At 54.4% G+C, this 18,945-nt stretch carries 16 protein-coding genes; 3 read left to right on the top strand and 13 right to left on the bottom strand.

Features of this window, described 5'->3' with window-relative positions; genetic code table 11:
* Positions 1-67 precede the first annotated feature (67 nt).
* Positions 68-847 (top strand): envelope biogenesis factor ElyC, encoded by a 780-nt coding sequence (gene elyC / locus SK53_RS07895; RefSeq protein WP_048208993.1) that lies wholly within the window; start codon positions 68-70, stop codon positions 845-847.
* Here the strand turns inward: elyC and SK53_RS07900 are convergent.
* The 13 genes from SK53_RS07900 to SK53_RS07960 form a co-directional block, all read right to left on the bottom strand.
* Complete coding sequence (locus tag SK53_RS07900) at positions 824-1,717, bottom strand: YcbJ family phosphotransferase (RefSeq protein WP_048208995.1); 894 nt, start codon at positions 1,715-1,717, stop codon at positions 824-826. The genes elyC and SK53_RS07900 overlap by 24 nt on opposite strands.
* A gap of 142 nt (positions 1,718-1,859) precedes the next feature.
* Positions 1,860-2,606 carry a 3-deoxy-manno-octulosonate cytidylyltransferase gene (gene kdsB, locus SK53_RS07905; RefSeq protein ID WP_003858218.1) on the bottom strand — a complete coding sequence of 249 codons (747 nt, stop codon included), beginning with the start codon at positions 2,604-2,606 and terminating at the stop codon, positions 1,860-1,862.
* The gene (gene ycaR / locus SK53_RS07910) at positions 2,603-2,785 is read right to left on the bottom strand and encodes a protein YcaR (RefSeq protein ID WP_003858220.1); all 183 of its coding nucleotides are present in this window, start codon (positions 2,783-2,785) and stop codon (positions 2,603-2,605) included. The genes kdsB and ycaR overlap by 4 nt, the downstream gene beginning before the upstream one ends.
* Positions 2,786-2,830: 45 nt before the next feature.
* On the bottom strand, positions 2,831-4,060 hold the full coding sequence (locus SK53_RS07915; protein ID WP_003858222.1) for a winged helix-turn-helix domain-containing protein: 1,230 nt from the start codon (positions 4,058-4,060) through the stop codon (positions 2,831-2,833).
* Positions 4,061-4,103: 43 nt separating this feature from the next.
* The gene (gene lpxK, locus SK53_RS07920) at positions 4,104-5,081 is read right to left on the bottom strand and encodes a tetraacyldisaccharide 4'-kinase (RefSeq protein WP_003858225.1); all 978 of its coding nucleotides are present in this window, start codon (positions 5,079-5,081) and stop codon (positions 4,104-4,106) included.
* Entirely contained in the window at positions 5,078-6,826 is a 1,749-nt protein-coding gene (gene msbA, locus SK53_RS07925) for a lipid A ABC transporter ATP-binding protein/permease MsbA (protein WP_003858227.1), read from the bottom strand. Before msbA ends, lpxK begins: the two co-directional genes overlap by 4 nt.
* 36 nt (positions 6,827-6,862) lie before the next feature.
* Positions 6,863-9,127 carry a ComEC family protein gene (locus SK53_RS07930; protein ID WP_048208997.1) on the bottom strand — a complete coding sequence of 755 codons (2,265 nt, stop codon included), beginning with the start codon at positions 9,125-9,127 and terminating at the stop codon, positions 6,863-6,865.
* Positions 9,128-9,339: 212 nt separating this feature from the next.
* Positions 9,340-9,627, bottom strand: a complete 288-nt coding sequence (gene ihfB / locus SK53_RS07935) for an integration host factor subunit beta (RefSeq protein WP_003858233.1) — start codon at positions 9,625-9,627, stop codon at positions 9,340-9,342.
* Positions 9,628-9,797: 170 nt separating this feature from the next.
* A complete protein-coding gene (gene rpsA / locus SK53_RS07940) occupies positions 9,798-11,471 on the bottom strand; it encodes a 30S ribosomal protein S1 (protein WP_003858235.1) in 1,674 nt (557 codons plus the stop codon).
* 111 nt (positions 11,472-11,582) lie between these two features.
* Entirely contained in the window at positions 11,583-12,266 is a 684-nt protein-coding gene (gene cmk / locus SK53_RS07945; RefSeq protein ID WP_003858236.1) for a (d)CMP kinase, read from the bottom strand.
* A gap of 185 nt (positions 12,267-12,451) precedes the next feature.
* Positions 12,452-13,735, bottom strand: a complete 1,284-nt coding sequence (aroA, locus tag SK53_RS07950; RefSeq protein ID WP_003858238.1) for a 3-phosphoshikimate 1-carboxyvinyltransferase — start codon at positions 13,733-13,735, stop codon at positions 12,452-12,454.
* A 68-nt stretch (positions 13,736-13,803) separates the two neighbouring features.
* Positions 13,804-14,892 (bottom strand): 3-phosphoserine/phosphohydroxythreonine transaminase, encoded by a 1,089-nt coding sequence (gene serC / locus SK53_RS07955; protein WP_003858240.1) that lies wholly within the window; start codon positions 14,890-14,892, stop codon positions 13,804-13,806.
* A 162-nt stretch (positions 14,893-15,054) separates the two neighbouring features.
* Positions 15,055-15,747 carry a DUF421 domain-containing protein gene (locus tag SK53_RS07960; protein WP_003858241.1) on the bottom strand — a complete coding sequence of 231 codons (693 nt, stop codon included), beginning with the start codon at positions 15,745-15,747 and terminating at the stop codon, positions 15,055-15,057.
* Between the two features lie 127 nt (positions 15,748-15,874).
* On the opposite strand from SK53_RS07960, the gene ycaO reads away from it, so the two are divergent.
* Together ycaO and focA are read left to right on the top strand one after the other, a co-directional pair.
* The gene (gene ycaO, locus SK53_RS07965; protein ID WP_048209423.1) at positions 15,875-17,635 is read left to right on the top strand and encodes a 30S ribosomal protein S12 methylthiotransferase accessory factor YcaO; all 1,761 of its coding nucleotides are present in this window, start codon (positions 15,875-15,877) and stop codon (positions 17,633-17,635) included.
* Between the two features lie 405 nt (positions 17,636-18,040).
* Complete coding sequence (gene focA, locus SK53_RS07970) at positions 18,041-18,898, top strand: formate transporter FocA (RefSeq protein WP_017384832.1); 858 nt, start codon at positions 18,041-18,043, stop codon at positions 18,896-18,898.
* Positions 18,899-18,945 lie beyond the last annotated feature (47 nt).

An 18,945-nucleotide genomic window follows, 5' to 3' on the forward strand; every position in this document is an offset into this window, starting at 1 on the left:
ATGAACCACTCTGGTGTAATATCACCGACAATCGCCTGCTGTATGGTTAAAAAAGGAACCAAAAAGGATGCTTTTTACCCTAAAAAAATATATCGGAGGCATGATGCTTCCCCTTCCCCTGCTGTTGCTTCTCATCGCGCTGGGGCTGGCAATGATATGGTTTAGCCGCTTTCAGAAAAGCGGTAAATCCCTTGTTACCGTGGGCTGGCTGGCGCTGCTGTTACTCAGCCTGCAACCGGTCGCTGACGGTTTATTACGTCCGATTGAAAACACCTACCCGACGTGGCAGGGAAATCAGAAGGTGAGCTATATCGTGGTGCTGGGCGGCGGGTATACCTGGGATCCGAACTGGGCGCCCAGCTCGAACCTGATCAACAACAGCCTGCCGCGCCTGAACGAGGGGATCCGCCTGTGGCTGGCCAATCCTGGATCGAAGATGATCTTCACGGGCGCTGCGGCAAAAACCAACCCGGTCAGTACCGCTGAAGCAGGAGCAAGAGTGGCTGAATCGCTTGGCGTACCGCGTTCCGCCATCATCACGCTGGATAGCCCAAAAGATACCGAAGAAGAGGCGGCGGCGGTGAAACAGGCCATCGGTGATGTACCGTTCCTGCTGGTGACCTCTGCTTCACACCTGCCGCGCGCAATGATCTTCTTTGAGAAGCAGGGCCTGCATCCGCTTCCTGCTCCGGCAAACCAGCTGGCCATTGACGCCCCGCTCAATCCGTGGGAACGGATAATCCCGTCCCCGGTATGGCTGATGCACAGCGACCGCGTCGGCTACGAGACGCTTGGCCGCTTGTGGCAGTGGCTTAAAGGTTCGTCAGGCAAGCCAGGGCAGGAGTGATTTTGCGGCCAGATCGAAACTGGCGCGATTAAAGCGCCCGGTGTTGACCAGTTGCGCCACCTCATCCCAGAGAAGATAGAGCCAGCGTCGCCAGAGAAAGGCCTCCGCAACGGGGGCGCGCTGAAGATAGTGCCAGAGCAAATCTTCCGCCGCCCCGCCCTCGCTCAGCCTGAACAGTTCGTACTCGCGCGGCGCCCAGAGCATGATCCCCGGCCCGACCATCGCCAGCAGTTGGTCGCTGCGCGAGTCTTTAAGCATACTGCGTAGCGTGAAGTTGCCGTGAACCAGCACGCAGTTGTCGTTAAAACCCTCAAACAGCGCCGGCAGACATTCCCGGGTGCGGAACAGAATACGTTTGTCCTGCATCGTTAAGCCGGTGTTGTTGAACTGGTTCAGCGTGCCCCACAGCACTTCGACACGCTGGCGATACCACAGCGGCCACAGGTTTTCCTGGGTGCTGTCTACCGCGCCAACAAGACCCCGGCTGTCCTGCCGATGCCAGGCAAGCAGAGCCTCGACAATCTGATCTTTCAGCTGTTCCCAGCGCTCCGGTGTACGCGTCGGGGCTTCAACAGAAACCCCGCGTAAACGCTCGATAAGCAGAACATCCGGGCCGGGATGCTCCTCATGGGTCATCACGCCGTAGACCGTCGGAATACGGACAGTCCCTTCCCGCGCCAGCATCGACATTTTCCAGGCCAGCTGTCTGGCGACGCCCGGCGAGGTAAAACTTCTGGCCATCAGCGGCATGGGGTTTCCCTGACTGTCATACAACGACCAGAGTGCGGTATCGGCCTTTTCATTCACGCATTCCACCCGGCTTAGCTTTTCGCCAAGGAGATGGCTGAGTTCAGCACGCAGCTGTTCCATATGAGATTACCCCCATTAAGACTACTGCTTTTATAATGAGCGCGCGAAACCCGGATGTCACCCGGTAGAGATCAATAATGAAAAAGAAAAGGAAAATCGCCTGGCGGGAGAGCATCCCCCCAGACGAGGGGATGCCAGCGAATTAACGCATTTCGACGCGTACGCGCTCGAGATCTTCAGGGGTATCCACGCCGGTGCCGGGGATTTCCTGGGCAACCGCAACGTGAATTTTCTCGCCGTACCACAGCACGCGAAGTTGTTCGAGCATTTCAATATGCTCCAGCGGGCTTGGTGCCCAGGCGACGTAGCGACGAATAAAGCCGGCGCGGTAGCCGTAAATACCGATGTGGCGCAGGAAGGTTTCGCCGATTGTCTCTTTCGATTGCGCGAAACGATCGCGATCCCACGGAATGGTGGCGCGGGAGAAATAGAGCGCGTAGCCCTCTGCGTCCATGACCACTTTCACCGCATTCGGATTGAACGCCTCTTCAGCGTGGTGAATCGGCACCGCGAGGGTTGCCATCCCGACCTGACGCCGAGCCAGGTTGTCGGCCACCTGACGGATAATCGCCGCCGGGATCATCGGCTCATCGCCCTGCACGTTCACAATCACCGTCTCGTCGCTGAAACCGCATTTTTCGACGACTTCCGCCAGGCGCTCGGTGCCTGACTGATGATCGGCACGGGTCATGCACACTTCCCCACCCGCGGCCTCAACCGCTCGTGCGACATCCGGGTGATCGGTGGCGACGATGACACGTCCGGCGCCCGATTCGCGTGCCCGTTCAAGGACATGCACAATCATCGGTTTGCCATTGATATCCACCAGCGGTTTACCTGGCAGGCGCGTTGAAGCATAACGCGCAGGGATAATGACAACAAAACTCATGGTTTGATCTCTTCTGCCACCAGTGAACGGGCTTCATTTTCCAGCAGGACCGGAATACCGTCACGCAGCGGGAACGCCAGGCTGTCCAGTTTGCAAATCAGCTCTTGTTTATCCTGGCTGTAATACAGTTTGCCGTTGCACACCGGGCAGGCAATAATTTCTAGTAAACGGTGATCCATAGTTCCTCCGTATGGGTAATCCCTAAAGCTTATCATATTCCCTTTTCAGGGAGTGTCTGTTTCCCAGCCATCTCGACAGGTCGCAAACAGCTCCACAGGCACGCGACCGAGTACAATTTCATGCGCCCCCTGCCAGCGCGCAAATTCACTGAGCGCAGTCGTTAACCCTTTTTCCAGGCCAGCCGTCACCTTTATGCCCTCTTCCAGCCAGAGCGCGATAATTTCAAGCATGCCGGTTTTACGGTGCATTTTAGCGTCCATGCGCCCGACAAGCTGTCCTTTGTGCAGCAGCGGCAAAACAAAATAACCATACTGACGCCTGGGCGCCGGGGTGTAGCATTCCAGACGGTAGCTGAAATCAAACAGCTGTTCGGCCCGCTTTCTGTCCCAGACAACGGGGTCGAACGGCGACAGCACGGCACTGTGGGTCGCCTGGAGTTTGCCCTCCTGCGCCTGCGCCAGCAGAGGGAACAAATCCGCATGCAGCCACATTTCACCTAACGACTCTACCGAGACCGGCATGACGCGCTGTTCGCGCTGCCACGTTTCGAGCAGTGGTTTTAGCTGCGGCTGACGCAGACGATAATAATCCGCCAGCCACTGCGGGAGGAAGATGCCAAGGCTGCGGGCGCTGTTCCCGAGCATGATGGCTTCGGCTACCTCCTGAGACAGCAGGTCACGCGTATCGTCCCAGTGAGGCATAACGCGGTGCGTGAGGTCATAGACGCGCTGAAAGTTGCGGCGCTCGACCACCATCACTTTGCCCGACGTAAACAGCCCTTCAAGATGGCGTTTGTGCGGTTTCCACTCCCACCATCCGCTGGCGCCTTTTCGCGGGTGTTCAAAATCCGCGGAGCGTACCGGACCGTTTTTCTGAATATGGGCAATCAGTTGTTCTATTTCATCCGCGTGTTCCACCATCCACTCCTGGCGGTATTTCCAGCCCATTTTGTCCGGGGCGAGCATGCGGTGACGCACCAGTGCAAAATCGCTGCGCGGGAGAAAACAGGCTTCATGCGCCCAGTATTCCATCAGTTCGCCCTGACTCAGCGCATTATCCAGCCACTGCGGAGGATAGTTTCCCAGGCGGCTAAACAGGACCAGATACGGGCTACGCGCCACGATGTTAATGGTGTCGATTTGCAGCAACGACATGCGTTGCACGGTAGAGAGGATATCAGCTGGCTGCGCGCGGCGGCGGGGCTTTTTCAGAAGCCCCTGGGCGGCAAGATGCAGGTTTCGTGCGGCTGCAAGTGAGAGTTGCGGTAGAGACATGCGTTTTCCTGTCAGTCAAAGCGCCACCGGAACCGCGTAGAAGTTACTGCACTAACGCGAGCAGTTCCTTGAGCAAATGTTCCGGCTGTTCGCCGCTGAGTTCAGCGTCAACCGGCAGATACCACCAGTTTTCTTTCGCAAAGGCCCGGCATTTTACCGCGTCTTTTTCCGTCATGATCAGCGTCTGTCCCGGCGCTGCCAGCCTTTCAACCTCTTCGGCAACTAACGCCTGGTGATCGGCGAGCGGCACCCGTTTATCAAGCTTTGCGCCGCACTTCTCCAGCGTTGCGAAGAAACGCGGCGGATGACCTATACCGGCCATCGCAACCAGATGTTCCAGTTGCGCGACGTCTTTACGCTCGCCGGTCAGCATATTTACGGCCTGTCCGGGACGAAGAAGCATCGGGATTTCGCTCGCTCTGGCTTCACCACCGTTCACAATCACGGCATCAACGGTTTTCAGGCGCGACGCACGCTCGCGCATTGGACCGGCTGGAAGCCACCAGCCGTTGCCAAAACGCCGAACGCCGTCAATGACCACGATCTCTTTATCACGCGCCAGCGCGTAATGCTGCAAACCATCATCGGTAATGATGATTTGTACATCATGCTCCGCAAGCAGTGCCTTCACGGCATCACTGCGCACCGGCGATACCGCAACCGGCGCGCCGGTACGCTGGTAAATCAGTACCGGCTCATCACCGGCTTCAGCGGTTGTCGTAGCTGGGCTCAGCACCAGTGGATACTGCGCCGATTTACCACCGTAACCGCGTGAGACAACTCCCGGGCGGATACCGCGCCTCTGGAGCTGCTCTGCCAGCCAGATCACCACCGGGGTTTTGCCGTTTCCACCCGCCGTCAGGTTGCCGACCACCACTACCGGTACCGGTGCGCGCCAGGCGCGCTTGATCCCAAGGCGGTAAAGCAGACGAATAGCACCGCTCACCAGGCCATACAGCCAGGAGAGCGGGAGAAGCAGCACCCACAGAGGGGATTCACCCGACCAGATGCGTGCAATCATTGACCGAACTGCATTTTATGAAGCTGCGCGTAAACACCACGCTGTTCCAGCAGGTCCGCATGGCTGCCGCGTTCAACGATCACGCCATCTTCCACCACCACGATTTCGTCAGCCTGTTCGATGGTCGACAGACGGTGCGCGATAACCAGCGAGGTACGGTTTTTCTGTAATTCATCCAGAGCAGACTGGATAGCGCGTTCAGATTCCGTATCCAGTGCGGACGTTGCTTCATCGAGGATCAGAATCGGACTGTTGCGCAGCAGCGCACGGGCAATCGCGATACGCTGACGCTGACCACCGGAGAGCAGCACCCCGTTTTCGCCAATGATCGTATCCAGACCGTTATCCATTTTGTTAATGAAGTCCATCGCATAGGCCATACGCGCCGCATTCTCGATCTCTTCACGGCTGTACTCTTCGGTACGGGCATACGCAATGTTGTTCGCCACCGTATCGTTGAACAGATGCACGTTCTGCGATACCAGCGCGACCTGGTTACGCAGCGACTGGAGGGTATATTCCCGCAGGTCGTGACCATCAAGCAGGATCTCGCCCTGGTCGATATCGTAGAAACGGGTAATCAGGCTGGCAATGGTCGACTTGCCCGAACCGGAACGACCGACCAGCGCGACGGTTTTACCCGCCGGGATGGACAGGCTGATATCACGCAGCGCCGGCACTTCACGGCCTGGATAGGTAAAGGTCACGTTACGGAATTCCAGGTCGCCTTTAGCGCGCTCGATCACGCGTGTACCTTCATCTTTTTCCTGTTCGGAATCGAGGATGCTGAACAGCGTCTGACAGGCTGCCATCCCGCGCTGGAACTGGGCGTTGACGTTAGTCAGCGATTTCAGCGGACGCATCAGCGCGATCATGGATGAGAACACCACGGTAATGGTACCCGCAGTCAGGGTTTCCATGACGCTCGGGAAGCTTGCGGCATACAGGACGAAGGCCAGGGCCAGAGAGGCAATCAGCTGAATGATCGGATCGGAAATCGACGAGGCCGATACCATTTTCATCCCTTGCAGACGCATTCTGTTGCTGACCTTGTCAAAGCGTTTGGTTTCGACTTCCTGACCGCCGAAGATCAACACTTCCTTATGGCCTTTCAGCATCTGCTCGGCGCTGGTAGTCACCTGCCCCATCGTATTCTGCATATTTTTACTGATGTTGCGAAAACGCTTTGATACCACGCGGATCGCGATGGAGACAATCGGCGCCAGCACAATAAGGATCAGCGACAGTTGCCAGCTGTAATAGAACATCATCGCGAACAGGCCGATGATGGATGCGCCTTCACGCACAACGGTAATCAGTGCGCTGGAAGAGGACGACGCAACCTGCTCTGAATCGTAGGTAATACGCGACAGCAGGGTACCGGTTGACTGCTTGTCAAAGAATGAGACCGGCATCCCCATCATATGGCTGAATAACCGACGGCGCATGGTCATCACCACTTTACCGGATACCCAGGAGATGCAGTAGCTGGATACATAGCTGGAGATTCCGCGTAAGATCATCAGCCCAATAACCACCAGCGGCATCCATAGCAGCACTGATCGATCCGTTTTACCGAAACCGTCATCCAGTAACGGTTTGAGAAGCGATAACATAAACGTATCGCTGGCTGCGTTGAGGATTAACGCTACGCCCGCCACGATCAAGCCTGCTTTGAAAGGAGCAATCATCGGCCAGAGCCGGCGGAACGTTTGCCACGTGGAGAGATCTTTGTCGTTATGCATTCAAAAAACCAGCATTTGTTGAAATAGCCGCATATTCTACCCGTTATCTACGGGCGCGCCAAACCACTGATGATACCAACGCGGTAAATAGTGTTCACGTAAGCGGCGAATTTGCCGACTTTGGTGCGAAAACGTCACAGATATCTGTCCGGACTGCGGAGTATCAAGCCAGAGATATCCCTCAGTTCGATAGCGCCTGACTACTTTGATGGAAGGGAAACGCCACGCGTTATAGCGGGCCATCGAGGCCAGCGAAACCTGTCCCTCCACGCGCTGTAGCAGCGGTGTTGAAGATGACGTGTTACTTCCATGATGCGGCACCTGAATCAGTGTAGACGCTAGTTGACGCCAGCGGTGGCTCAGCATTGCCAGTTCTGCCTGCCCTTCAATATCTCCGGTCAGTAAAACGCTTTGTTCGCCGTCATCGATTTTTACCACGCAGGAGCGGTTGTTACCTTTTGCCGAGGTATTTTCGGGTGGCCAGTGCACGGAGAACGTTAAACCCTGCCACTGCCATCGCTCTCCACGAAAGCAAGGAAGATGCCCGGCCCAGGATAAGGGGCTTCTGATCCACATTGCGGGCCAGGCAGCTTTTAGCGATGCCAGTCCCCCCGCGTGGTCGAGATGTTCATTGCTCAGGATCACCCCTTCCGGCCTCAGATGATGCCAGCGTAGCCAGGGGATAATCAGCTGCTGCGCACTGTCCCCACCGGGCCATGCCAACCCAGTGTCATACAGAATGGCCTTCCCGTGACGCTCAATGACCATCGCCAGCCCCTGCCCTACATCCAGCATATGCAGGGACCAGCTGTCTGTTTTGGCCCTGTGCCAGAGGGGAAATGCCAGCACCACGCTGCCTGCCAGACAGACTGCGGGTACTGCGCTGAAGGCCCTGAATCGCCAGCCAATGATCAGCAGCCACGGCAGTAACGTCAGGTATTGCCAGCGTTCATCAACGTCCTGCCAGCCATTCGGTAAACGCATCAATAGCCAGAAAAGCCCTGCCAGAGATTTATCGGCAGCCAGCCAGACGATACTTTCCAGCGTCGCCATCGGAAACAGATGCAGAAACATGCCGAGCAGGATCAGCGGAACTGAGATAAACGTGACCAGAGGAACGGCAAACAGATTCGCCGCCAGCGAGGAGAGAGTGAAACCATGGAAAATCAGCACCTGAAGCGGCAACAGAAGCAGCAGCATACCGACCTGCAAATACAACAGCGTAACCAGCGGCCGCAGGTACCGGCCACGTTGCCAGAGCGGGAGAGGCAACCACTGATACCAAAAAATAAGCGCGGCGACCGCAAACGCTGATAGCGCCAGGCTTTGTGACAGGACCGCCAGTGGATCGAAAACCAAGATCGCCGCCACGCAGGTAAGCCATACCTGCCAGGGCGACCACTGGCGACCGCTCATTTTTAACACCGCCAGTACCACAAGCGCGATAACCGTGCGCAGCGCAGGCGGCTGTAAGCCTGTTAGCCATGCGTAAAACGCGGCAAAAATCAGCCCTGCCAGCAAGGGGATTTGCCAGATAATCCAGCGGCCCGGCAGGAAGAACTGGATGCCTCGCGCCAGAAACCAGATGACAGAAGCGGCCAGCGCAATATGCAATCCCGAGATTGCCATCAGATGCATCGTTCCGGTCTCACGCATCAGATTTTTTATCTCCCGCGAGACCGACAGCCGCTCCCCCATTCCCAGCCCCAGTATCACAGGTCCCCACTGATATGCTGAAAGCGTACTCTGTAGTGATGTCAGGTACTGCGCACGCAGGCTACAGCCTTCGTCAACGAGCGCCGCATGGGTAAACCGTCCACTCAGCGTCTGATGTCGGGCAAAGGCATTTTTCTGTGAATCATAGCCGCCATCGTTGAGTTCTCCGTGTACCGCCCTGAGCCGCAGGGTCATTGCCCAGCGTTGACCCACGCAGACGTTTTGCGGCAGATAGTTGCCATACAGCGCCACGCCCATGGCAGCCCACACACGTTCTCCATTGAGGCTGATAATCCTTCCCTGATGCATCGTTGCGCCGTCCGTTGCGGTAATGACCACCTCGGCCTGCTGCGGAACTTTCGTTAAATGGTTCATCGGCCACACGCTTTCCTGAGCGGCCAGGATCCCCCAGCACATAAAAAGCAATGCGAAGCCTGAAAACCTGAGCCATTTTCTCTGCTGTACTGATAACGCAATTCCTGCGGCAATCAGCAACCAGACAATATGCAAATCTGGCAAAACGGGTAACCAATAGAGCGGGATTATGGCCAGAATGGCGCACATACTGATAACGTGGATCCCCATCTTCACCTCCATGTTTCAGGCGATTATGCGGCGGGACTGATGCGTCGTCAGACAGAAAAGGCGTGATTTACAGCGGACGCTGCAACGTTTTTTAGCGTTTACAGTAAAGAGAAAATTTAAATGCGGCGCGTATTCAGAAATGCAGGGGCGGGATACAAAAAAAGCACCCTAAGGTGCTTTCTTTAAACTCAGTTTAACCCTGATGATTAAACTCAGTTACCGTAAATATTGGCGCGATCGCGCAGTTCTTTACCCGGCTTAAAGTGCGGAACATACTTTCCTTCCAGCTCCACTTTATCGCCAGTCTTCGGGTTACGCCCGGTACGTGGTGCACGATAGTGCAGGGAAAAACTACCGAAACCGCGGATTTCAATGCGCTCGCCCTGGGCAAGAGTGGTAGCCATATGCTCCAGCATCTCTTTAACGGCATCTTCCACAGCCTTGGCAGGGATATGCGGTTGCTGACTGGCAAGTCTTTCAATCAATTCTGACTTGGTCATGATTCCTCCGGTTCCTTTCAAACCCATTAGCTGAACAGCTTATTAAACAAGGGCGGCCGTAGCCGCCCTTTGTTATTGATTACAGGACGAATCCTGCAATCTGTCAAGTCTGCTCTCCATCCTTCGCGCTGTAAATGCGTTACAGCTCAAATGATGGTGCGAACCTGAACTTACTCGCCTTTAGCTGCTTTGAAAGCTTCAGCCATTGCGTTGTTAGAGAAGTTTGCATCTTCCTGTTTGTTCACAGTTGCGATTGCATCTTTCTCATCAGCTTCGTCTTTAGCACGAACAGACAGGCTGATTGCACGGTTCTTACGGTCAACACCGGTGAACTTAGCTTCAACGTCGTCACCAACGCTCAGAACCAGAGTTGCATCTTCAACGCGGTCACGTGAAGCTTCGGAAGCGCGCAGGTAACCTTCAACGCCGTCAGCCAGTTCTACGGTTGCGCCTTTAGCGTCAACAGCAGTCACTTTACCGTTTACGATTGCGCCTTTCTTGTTCAGTGCAACCCAGTTGTTGAACGGATCTTCTGCAAGCTGTTTAACGCCCAGGGAGATACGCTCACGCTCTGCGTCAACTTGCAGAACAACTGCTGCGATTTCGTCGCCTTTTTTGTATTCACGAACTGCTTCTTCGCCTGCAACGTTCCAGGAGATGTCAGACAGGTGAACCAGGCCATCGATGCCGCCGTCCAGGCCGATGAAGATACCGAAGTCAGTGATAGACTTGATTTTACCTTCAACACGGTCACCCTTGTTGTGGGTTTCCGCGAACTGCTGCCATGGGTTGTTTTTGCACTGCTTCAGGCCCAGGGAGATACGACGACGTTCTTCGTCGATATCCAGAACCATCACTTCCACTACATCACCAACGTTAACAACTTTGGATGGGTGGATGTTTTTGTTGGTCCAGTCCATTTCGGAAACGTGCACCAGACCTTCAACGCCTTCTTCGATTTCAACGAAGCAGCCGTAGTCAGTCAGGTTGGTTACGCGACCAGTCAGTTTAGTACCTTCTGGGTAACGCTTAGCGATAGCTACCCATGGATCTTCGCCCAGCTGTTTCAGGCCGAGGGATACACGAGTACGCTCGCGGTCGAACTTCAGCACTTTAACAGTGATTTCGTCGCCCACGTTCACGATTTCGCTTGGGTGCTTAACGCGTTTCCACGCCATGTCGGTGATGTGCAGCAGGCCATCAACGCCGCCCAGGTCAACGAATGCGCCGTAGTCAGTGAGGTTCTTAACGATACCTTTGACTTCCATGCCTTCCTGCAGGTTTTCCAGCAGCTGATCGCGTTCTGCGCTGTTTTCGGATTCGATAACGGCACGACGGGAAACAACAACGTTGTTACGCTTCTGGTCCAGCTTGATTACTTTGAACTCAAGCTCTTTGCCTTCGAGGTGCAGGGTGTCACGGACTGGACGAACGTCTACCAGAGAACCTGGCAGGAACGCACGAATACCATTCAGCTCAACAGTGAAGCCACCTTTAACTTTGCCGTTGATAACACCGACCACAGTTTCAGCTTCTTCGTAAGCTTTTTCCAGCGTGATCCATGCTTCGTGACGTTTAGCTTTCTCACGAGACAGCAGGGTTTCGCCGAAGCCGTCTTCTACTGCGTCCAGAGCAACGTCAACTTCGTCACCTACCTGGATTTCCAGCTCGCCCTGGGCGTTTTTGAACTGCTCAGCCGGGATGGCAGACTCAGATTTCAGACCGGCGTCAACCAGTACAACGTCTTTGTCGATAGCAACAACAACGCCACGAACGATGGAACCCGGACGGGTTTCGATTTCTTTTAAGGATTCTTCAAACAGTTGAGCAAAAGATTCAGTCATGTTTAATCTTCAGGTTAATATTAACGTCCACCTGGCTCCGTGCCGGATGGGGTTGTTTCACATACCCGCCGTCAATCCATTGCAGCGGGGGTACTGCTAAATCGGTCGCGATTACGCGAGTGCCAGTTTTTGGCGCGCATATTGTAGCGCTTTTTCAATCACTTGCTCAATAGTTAAACTGGTTGAATCCAGCACTAATGCGTCTTGCGCGGGAACAAGTGGTGCGACGGCGCGGTTACGATCGCGGTCATCGCGCTCTTTTATCTCGGATAAAAGGCGATCAAAGTTAACACTAAACCCCTTTTCCTGCAACTGAAGCATGCGGCGATGGGCACGTTCTTCTGAAGAGGCGTCAAGGAAAATTTTCACTGGCGCATCAGGGAATACCACGGTTCCCATGTCGCGGCCGTCGGCGATCAGCCCCGGCGCTTCACGGAAACCGCGCTGGCGACGTAACAGCGCTTCACGAACGCGTGGGAACGCCGCCACCTGAGAGGCCGCATTGGCCACTTCCTGGGTACGGATTTCACCGCTGACATCTTCCCCTTCCAGGATCACTTCAAGGTTGCCATCGGTCGAGACAAAGCGCACATCCAGATGCGCAGCCAGCGGTACCAGCGCTTCTTCAGACGCAACATCCACATGATGATGCAGCGCAGCCAGCGCCAGCACGCGATAGATTGCTCCCGAATCTAAAAGATGCCATTGCAATGCTTCCGCCATCGCTTTGCACAGAGTACCTTTCCCTGCGCCACTTGGCCCATCAATGGTGATTACCGGGGCAATTGCCGTCATCTTTTTCTCCTTAATTAAGGCATACCGTTTACATGAACGCCGCGCATTATACGCGCCAACGTGCGCAACTGTTACCTTTGCGTGCAAATTACGGAATGATTGAAGCAGAGTGTAGAAGAAATGAAAGAGGATGAGTGTCAGAAAGCGTAAGGAAATGCCGCATCAGGTGATGCGGCATACGATCATCAGGCCAGGGTGCTAATGCGCGTCAGCTGTTCGAAGTAGTCCGGGAACGTTTTTGCCGTACACTTCGGATCAAGGATAGTGACTGGCGTATCTGACAACGCCACCAGCGAGAAACACATCGCCATGCGGTGATCGTTGTAGGTGCCAATTTCTGCAAATTGCAGTTTTGCCGGCGGCGTGACGCGAATGTAGTCTTCGCCCTCTTCTACCTCGGCCCCCACTTTACGCAGCTCGGTTGCCATCGCGAACAGGCGGTCCGTCTCTTTCACACGCCAGTTGTAAATGTTTCGCAGCGTGGTGGTGCCTTTCGCAAACAGCGCAGCGGTAGCAATGGTCATCGCCGCATCCGGAATATGGTTCATATCCATATCAATGGCGTTCAGCTCACCGTGGGTACAGGAGATGAAGTCATCGCCCCAGGTCACCACCGCGCCCATTTTTTCCAGCACGTCAGCAAAACGGATATCGCCCTGCACGCTGTTGCGGCCAATGCCCGTCACTTTTACCGTACCGCCTTTAATCGCACCTGCGGCAAGGAAATAGGAGGCGGAGGAAGCATCGCCTTCAACCAGGTAGTGGCCCGGGGACTGATACTGCTGCGCTCCGCGCACCACGAAGCGCTGATAAGACTGGTTTTCCACCTCAACACCAAAGGTGTTCATCAGGTGCAGGGTAATATCAATGTACGGCTTAGAAACCAGGTCGCCTTTAATGCTGATGACGGTGTCCTGTGGTGCCAGCGGTGCGGTCATCAGCAGCGCGGTCAGGAACTGGCTGGAAACGCTACCGTCAACCTCTACATTGCCGCCAGTGAATCCCCCGCGCAGACGCAGGGGCGGGTAATTTTCCTGCTCAAGATAATCAATCTGCGCGCCGCCCTGGCGCAGGGCATCCACCAGATGGCCGATCGGACGCTCTTTCATTCGCGGCTCACCGGTCAGCACAATATCGTTACTCCCCAGACACAGCGCAGCGGCCAGAGGACGCATCGCGGTACCGGCGTTACCCAGGAAAAGCTCCAGCGCTTCAGCAGAATGTAACGCGCCGCCGTTACCGGTGACTTCACAACGGGTACGATCGTCAGACAGCGCGTACTGAACGCCCAACGCTTTCAGTGCATTGAGCATATGGCGCACGTCATCGCTGTCCAGCAGATTAGTGAGGACGGTGGTGCCGTTTGCCAGAGCTGCCAGCAGCAGAGCGCGGTTCGAGACACTTTTTGAACCAGGCAGATTAATGGTGCCATCTACCCGCGCGATAGGTTGTAACGTCAGGGATTCCATGAAACTCAACTCTCAACTCAACATAATAAAAACCCCGCAGGAACGCTGCGGGGGTGAAAAACAGCCAATTAACCGTGACGACGTTCGAAGTCGATCATGAAATCAGTCAGGGCTTTAACGCCTTCCAGCGGCATGGCGTTATAGATAGAGGCGCGCATCCCGCCTACCACACGGTGGCCTTTCAGCGCATGCAGACCCGCCGCGAAGGACTCTTCAAGGAACACGTTATCCAGGTTGCTGTCCGCCAGCTGGAACGGCACGTTCATGCGCGAACGGTTAGTTTTGGCGACATCGTTACGGTAGAAATCGCTCTTGTCGATCACGCCGTACAGCAGTTCAGCCTTTTGCTGATTGATCTTATCCATCTGCGCCACACCGCCTTTTAGCTTCAGCCATTTGAAGACCAGGCCGGAGAGATACCAGGCAAACGTTGGTGGGGTGTTGAACATGGAATCGTTGTCGTTCAGGACGGTGTAATCCAGAATTGACGGGCAAGACTTATGGGCTTTCCCCAGCAGGTCTTCACGCACGATAACGATTGTCAGGCCCGCAGGACCGATGTTTTTCTGGGCACCCGCGTAGATGACGCCGTAGCGGCTGACATCCAGCGGGGTGGACAGAATGGTTGAAGAGAGGTCCGCCGTCACAATGACATTTTCGCCAAAGTCTGGCTCTTCGTGAATGGCAATACCGTCGATGGTTTCGTTCGGGCAGTAGTGAAGATACGCGGCGTTGTCAGAAAGCTGCCACTCACTCATCGGCTTCACGGCGCGCAGACCGTCAACGGTCACTTTGGCATCGATGACATTCGGCGTGCAATATTTATGCGCTTCTTTTACCGCACTGGCCGCCCAGTAGCCCGCATCAACGTAATCAGCGGTGGTTTTGTCGCCCAGCAGATTGAGCGGGATACCCGCAAACTGGCCGCGTCCACCGCCGTGACAGAACAATACTTTGTAGTTCGAGGGAATGTTCAGCAGATCGCGAAAATCCTTTTCTGCCTCTTCCGCCACCTTAATAAACGCTTTACCCCGGTGGCTGACTTCCATCACCGACGTACCCAGACCGTTCCAGTCACACAGCTCCTGTTGAGCCTGTTTGAGCACATCTGTCGGTAACATTGCCGGACCTGAACTGAAATTAAAGACTTGAGCCATTTCCCCTCACCACGCTAAAAGCCATAAGTTATAACTGTGGATATCGGTTTTATCATTCAGTGACACGCGCCGCAATGTCTAAAACTGATGGCCGAAGAAATGTGCCCCTCGTCACACAAAACAATCTGCCGTACCGTTGTCACAAAACCGACAAAATCGCTGTCAGGTGATGCGTTTAGCCCGGCTAACCTTCGTCCATTCTGGATTCGTACAGCGGGGGCATAATTGATGATCGCCCGCCTGCATGACCACCACATGGCTACATTTTATGCAGGCATACTCCCCCGCTTCAGGTACAGTTTTGTATCGCTCGATGAGCATATCCGGCAGGATGCACAGACCGGGCTTCACCTCATCGTCGGGATAGTAATAAACGCTGATTTGACCATTCGTTTCCATAATCGCCAGACGCACCTGCCCCAGTTGCTCAACACTGCTCAGACGGAGTTCCATAAAGAACTCAAACTCCGTCATATTGGCGCTTTGCACATTCTCCCAGGCCAGTTGACCGTCCTCGACGATAACGACCGGCTTCCCTTCAAGCAGATCTTCCAGCTTTTCACTTTTCGACATCAGCCACATGACAAGGCGGTAAAGCAGCGCCAGTGTGACAAAAACGATAAATACCGGCACCATCGGCACATCATCATAGAAGGCGACATCCCCCGCCGCGGAACCCAGCGTCAGGATGATCAATACTTCAAAAAGCGACATCTGCCGCACGCCGCGACGACCGGTGATTTTAAGAAACAGGAAGACCAGAACGAAGGTATACAGACTACGCAGCGCCACTTCGCCTAAAAATTCAGGGGGGACTTTATCAAACGCCATCCGCTGGAGATCGAATGCTTTCATTTTTCTATGCCTTAACAGTGAGTTACTGACAATAAGCATAGCCCAGTCTTTTATTTTCGCCGGAGATAGCACCCGTCACGCAAAACCCGTATCATTGCGCGCTTTACGTACGATAAAAGTGAACGCCATGACTCAAACGTTTATCCCCGGCAAAGACGCCGCTCTGGAAGATTCCATCGCTCGCTTCCAGCAGAAACTGACCGACCTGGGTTTTAACATCGAAGAAGCCTCCTGGCTCAATCCGGTGCCGCATGTCTGGTCTGTGCATATTCGCGATAAAGACTGTGCCCTGTGCTTTACCAACGGTAAAGGCGCGACAAAAAAAGCGGCACTGGCCTCCGCGCTGGGTGAGTATTTTGAGCGTCTGTCCACCAACTATTTCTTTGCTGACTTCTGGCTGGGCGAAACCATCGCCAACGGCCCGTTCGTTCACTATCCGAACGAAAAATGGTTCCCGCTGACCGAAGACGATGAACTGCCGGAAGGAATTCTCGACGCGCGCCTGCGTGCCTTCTACGATCCGGAAAACGAACTGACCGCCAGCATGCTGATCGATCTGCAGTCCGGTAACGACGATCGCGGTATTTGCGCCCTGCCGTTTACCCGTCAGTCTGACGAGCAGACCGTCTATATCCCGATGAACATCGTCGGCAACCTGTATGTGTCTAACGGCATGTCCGCCGGTAACACCCGCAATGAAGCGCGCGTGCAGGGGCTGTCTGAAGTCTTCGAGCGTCATATCAAAAACCGCATTATTGCCGAATCCATCAGCCTGCCTGAAATTCCGGCAGAGGTGCTGGCGCGCTACCCGGGCGTGGTGGAATCCATCGCCAAGCTGGAAGCAGAAGGTTTCCCAATCTTTGCGTATGACGGCTCGCTGGGCGGCAAGTATCCAGTGATCTGCGTCGTGCTGTTTAACCCGACCAACGGCACCTGCTTCGCCTCCTTCGGCGCGCACCCGGACTTCGGCGTGGCGCTGGAGCGTACCGTTACCGAGCTGCTCCAGGGCCGTAGCCTGAAAGATCTCGACGTGTTTACGCCGCCAACGTTTGACGATGAAGAAGTGGCCGAGCATACCAACCTCGAAACTCACTTCATCGATTCCAGCGGCTTAATTTCCTGGGATATGTTCAAGCAGGACGCGGACTATCCGTTCGTGGACTGGAGCTTTGCCGGTACCACGGAAGAAGAGTTCGCGACGCTGATGGCGATCTTTAACGCGGAAGACCAGGAAGTGTACATTGCCGACTACGAGCATCTTGGCGTTTACGCGTGCCGCATCATCGTGCCTGGCATGTCTGATATCTATCCGGCGGAAGATCTGTGGCTGGCGAACAACAGCATGGGCGCGCATCTGCGTGAAACGCTGCTGGCTCTGCCGGGCAGCGAATGGGAGAAAGAGGATTATCTGAACCTGATCGCCCAGCTGGACGAAGAAGGCCATGATGATTTCACCCGCGTACGCGAACTGCTGGGTCTGGCGACCGGAAAAGATAACGGCTGGTACACCCTGCGCATCGGCGAGCTGAAAGCGATGCTGGCGCTGGCGGGCGGCGATCTGGATCAGGCTTTGGCCTGGACCGAGTGGACGATGGAGTTTAACCAGTCCGTCTTCTCCGCCGAGCGCACTAATTATTACCGTTGCCTGCAAACGCTGCTCCTGCTTTCTCAGGAAGACGACCGCGAGCCATTGCAGTATCTGAACGCCTTTGTGCGTATGTACGGTGCGGATGCCGTTGAAGCTGCCAGCGCGGCGCTGAGCGGTGAAGAACCATTCTACGGCCTGCAAGCGGTTGACAGCGATCTGAAAGCCTTCCCGGCGCATCAGTCACTGCTGAATGCGTATGAAAAATTGCAGAAGGCAAAAGCCGCTTACTGGTCAAAATAAGCGCATATAACATTAATGGCTGTAGGCGTATTCAATCGCCTGAGCTATATTACGGGGCAATTTCATTGCCCCTTTTTTTTATTTTTCCGCAATGACGTTTAATTGTAATAATTAAGTTAACCACGGGTAAATATAAAAACGCTTACCTGAGCTTTACTGTTACTAATTATAATAAATACTCCATTTTAATTAACTGTTCCATGGGAGGCTGAAGGAAAAAATTCAACTCTTTTCATAACTTTTAAAATTTATTTTTATACGGATAATCAAATACTTACTCCGCTTTTGCTGTAAAACCATACACACTGCGGGCCTATAAGCCAGGCGAGATATGATCTATATCAATTTCTCTTCTATAATGCTTTGTTAGTATCTCGTCGCCGACTTAATAAAGAGAGAGTTAGTGTGAAAGCTGACAACCCTTTTGATCTATTACTCCCCGCTGCGATGGCGAAAGTTGCCGAAGAAGCGGGTGTCTACAAAGCCACGAAACATCCGATGACGACGTTCTTTCTGGCCATTACGGCTGGGGTGTTCATCTCCATCGCTTTCGTCTTCTATATCACAGCCACCACCGGCACTGCCGGTATGCCTTTCGGCATAGCGAAACTGATTGGTGGTATTTGCTTCTCACTGGGCCTGATTCTCTGCGTCATCTGCGGCGCCGACCTCTTCACCTCAACGGTGCTGATTGTTGTGGCAAAAGCCAGCGGAAGAATTACCTGGGGTCAACTGGGGCGCAACTGGCTCAACGTTTACGTTGGCAACCTGATTGGCTGTCTGCTCTTTGTTCTGCTGATGTGGCTCTCTGGCGAGTATATGACCGCCAACGGCGGCTGGGGGCTTAACGTCCTGCAAACCGCCGACCACAAAATGCACCATACATTTATCGAAGCCGTTGCTCTCGGCATCCTCGCAAACCTGATGGTCTGCCTGGCGGTCTGGATGAGCTACTCTGGTCGTAGCCTGATGGATAAAGCCATGATTATGGTTCTGCCGGTTGCGATGTTTGTTGCCAGCGGCTTTGAGCACAGTATTGCGAATATGTTCATGATCCCGATGGGGATTGTTATCCGCAACTTTGCAAGCCCGGAGTTCTGGACTGCTGTAGGTTCAACCCCGGAAAGTTTTTCACACCTGACGATTATGAACTTCATTACTGATAACCTGATCCCCGTCACTATCGGGAACATTATCGGTGGGGGTCTGTTAGTTGGGTTGACATACTGGGTCATTTACCTGCGTGGCGGCGATCATCATTAATGGTTGTCTCAGGCAGTAAATAAAAAATCCACTTAAGAAGGTAGGTG

This window comes from Enterobacter sp. MGH119 (assembly GCF_001037675.1).
Classification (GTDB): Bacteria; Pseudomonadota; Gammaproteobacteria; order Enterobacterales; family Enterobacteriaceae; genus Enterobacter; species Enterobacter hormaechei_C.

Excerpts from the sequence above, each read along its gene's own strand:
- ihfB (WP_003858233.1), bottom strand. The coding sequence starts at position 9,627 with ATGACCAAGTCAGAATTGATTGAAAGACTTGCCAGTCAGCAACCGCAT.
- msbA (WP_003858227.1), bottom strand. The coding sequence starts at position 6,826 with ATGCATAACGACAAAGATCTCTCCACGTGGCAAACGTTCCGCCGGCTC.
- elyC (WP_048208993.1), top strand. The coding sequence starts at position 68 with ATGCTTTTTACCCTAAAAAAATATATCGGAGGCATGATGCTTCCCCTT.
- SK53_RS07900 (WP_048208995.1), bottom strand. The coding sequence starts at position 1,717 with ATGGAACAGCTGCGTGCTGAACTCAGCCATCTCCTTGGCGAAAAGCTA.
- kdsB (WP_003858218.1), bottom strand. The coding sequence starts at position 2,606 with ATGAGTTTTGTTGTCATTATCCCTGCGCGTTATGCTTCAACGCGCCTG.
- SK53_RS07930 (WP_048208997.1), bottom strand. The coding sequence starts at position 9,127 with ATGGGGATCCACGTTATCAGTATGTGCGCCATTCTGGCCATAATCCCG.
- rpsA (WP_003858235.1), bottom strand. The coding sequence starts at position 11,471 with ATGACTGAATCTTTTGCTCAACTGTTTGAAGAATCCTTAAAAGAAATC.
- lpxK (WP_003858225.1), bottom strand. The coding sequence starts at position 5,081 with ATGATTGCACGCATCTGGTCGGGTGAATCCCCTCTGTGGGTGCTGCTT.
- cmk (WP_003858236.1), bottom strand. The coding sequence starts at position 12,266 with ATGACGGCAATTGCCCCGGTAATCACCATTGATGGGCCAAGTGGCGCA.
- serC (WP_003858240.1), bottom strand. The coding sequence starts at position 14,892 with ATGGCTCAAGTCTTTAATTTCAGTTCAGGTCCGGCAATGTTACCGACA.
- ycaR (WP_003858220.1), bottom strand. The coding sequence starts at position 2,785 with ATGGATCACCGTTTACTAGAAATTATTGCCTGCCCGGTGTGCAACGGC.
- aroA (WP_003858238.1), bottom strand. The coding sequence starts at position 13,735 with ATGGAATCCCTGACGTTACAACCTATCGCGCGGGTAGATGGCACCATT.
- SK53_RS07960 (WP_003858241.1), bottom strand. The coding sequence starts at position 15,747 with ATGAAAGCATTCGATCTCCAGCGGATGGCGTTTGATAAAGTCCCCCCT.
- SK53_RS07915 (WP_003858222.1), bottom strand. The coding sequence starts at position 4,060 with ATGTCTCTACCGCAACTCTCACTTGCAGCCGCACGAAACCTGCATCTT.
- ycaO (WP_048209423.1), top strand. The coding sequence starts at position 15,875 with ATGACTCAAACGTTTATCCCCGGCAAAGACGCCGCTCTGGAAGATTCC.